Source organism: Secundilactobacillus hailunensis, from assembly GCF_005405185.1.
In the GTDB taxonomy this organism is placed as follows: domain Bacteria; phylum Bacillota; class Bacilli; order Lactobacillales; family Lactobacillaceae; genus Secundilactobacillus; species Secundilactobacillus hailunensis.
The window spans coordinates 1-1689 of record NZ_BJDO01000102.1; the positions used below are offsets into that span (position 1 = coordinate 1).

Sequence of the window (1689 nt, forward strand, 5' to 3'; positions counted from 1 at the left end):
TGCGATAATCCCTTTATGGTTGTCAGATGAAATACAATAATTCATTTGATGACTATGGAGGGATTTTTGTATGCCTAGATCCAAACACACAGCACTGGAGAAACTGGACCTGCTTGAGCAGTTCAAGCGTTCAGGCCTCTCTGCAAATAAATTTTCGAAGCAGCATAACCTTGAGCAACATCGTTTGGCGTGGTGGCAGGAACGATATGATCGAGATGGCCTTGCAGGTCTCAAAGAAGCAACTAAGTATAAGAAATACCCGGTAACATTGAAGCAAGCAGCAGTACTTGCTTATCAAGCTGGTGAGGGTACGCTTGCTGAGCTGAGTATCCGATTTGGACTTCGTTCAAAATCGCAACTAGAAAACTGGATTTTCAAGTATAATGAGGACAAAACTTTGACGGCATCGCCGTCGAGAAAGCAGGTCCCCACTATGAGTCGAAAGACAACGTTTAATGAGCGAATTGAAGTAGTCGAGTACGTGATCAAAGATAAACACTCTTACAACGAGGCTGCGGAGCATTTTCAAGTTTCTTACCAGCAGGCTCGCTCCTGGGTACTCAAAGCCAAGAATGGCGGCTACGAGGCTTTAGTAGATAATCGTGGACACCATAAGAATGAAGCAGAGACTACCGAAATTGATCGTCTTCGTTTAGAGGTTAGACGACTTAAAACTGAGCTTTCAGATAAAGAACTCATTGAGGAATTCGCAAAAAAATTGCAGGAACTTCAGCACAGGGGGTGAACAAACAGCATCGACTGGCCTACATCGCAATCAGGGAGGTCAGTCAAGGTAAACGTGGTGCAGTATCCACGCTCTTAAAACTAATTGGCGTAAGCCGACAGGCGTACTACAAAGGACTGAGCCACACCGAAACAACTTGGGAACAACACGACGCGTTGCTTAAAAAACGTGTGCAATACTGGTATGACTTTCATCATCAAGGCATTGGTGCAGGCAATTTACTGATTGCCCTGCAGCATGACGATGAAATCAAGTTTCCAGTCACAGTCAAGATGGTTCGTCGTGTGCAACGAGAACTGGATATTCACTGTAAGATTCGGGTCAAAAAACGAAAGCGTCGTCAGGAAAGTGAGCAACATATTCTGGATAACGTATTAAATCAAAATTTCGATGTAGAAGCGCCCAACCAAGTTTGGTTGTCGGACTCAACCGAATTAACCTATGGTGTAAATGGCGAGTACAAGGTACGGTTCAGTGGTGTGCTTGATCTTTATGGACGACGTCTGTTGTCGTATAACCTGAGTGACACAGAAACCTCAATAGCAGAAATTCAAACCTTCCAACGAGCTTTTGAAGTTGCCGGAGATGTGCACCCAATGGTTCACACCGACCGGGGGTCAGCGTTCACTGCCGGTTCCTTCAATAACTTCCTCAGTCGTCACAATATCATCAGAAGTATGTCTCGACCAGGAACACCTTACGATAATGCACCAATGGAGCGTTGGTGGAATGAATTTAAGTTGCGTTGGATGGAACGACACCCAATGCCGAAGACGTACCAGGACCTGGTAAAGCTGGTCGAGGAAGGAATCGAATACTTCAACCATCACAATCGTTCAGCACAAAGAAACGGCCTCACTCCAGACGAATACTGGAGTGAAGCCGCTTAGGAACACATAAAACTTTATATTATTTCATTTGTCAACTTGACAGGGCATAGTGCA

At 44.9% G+C, this 1689-nt stretch carries 2 protein-coding genes; both read left to right on the top strand.

The features are described 5' to 3' along the window. Window positions 1–70 precede the first annotated feature (70 nt). Window positions 71–745: an IS66 family insertion sequence element accessory protein TnpA gene (tnpA, locus tag FFM73_RS12460; protein ID WP_137631936.1), complete on the top strand. Its 675-nt coding sequence runs from the start codon at window positions 71–73 to the stop codon at window positions 743–745. Beyond that, entirely contained in the window at window positions 742–1635 is an 894-nt protein-coding gene (locus FFM73_RS12465; RefSeq protein ID WP_137631937.1) for an IS3 family transposase, read from the top strand. The genes tnpA and FFM73_RS12465 overlap by 4 nt, the downstream gene beginning before the upstream one ends. The last annotated feature ends 54 nt before the right edge of the window (window positions 1636–1689 follow it).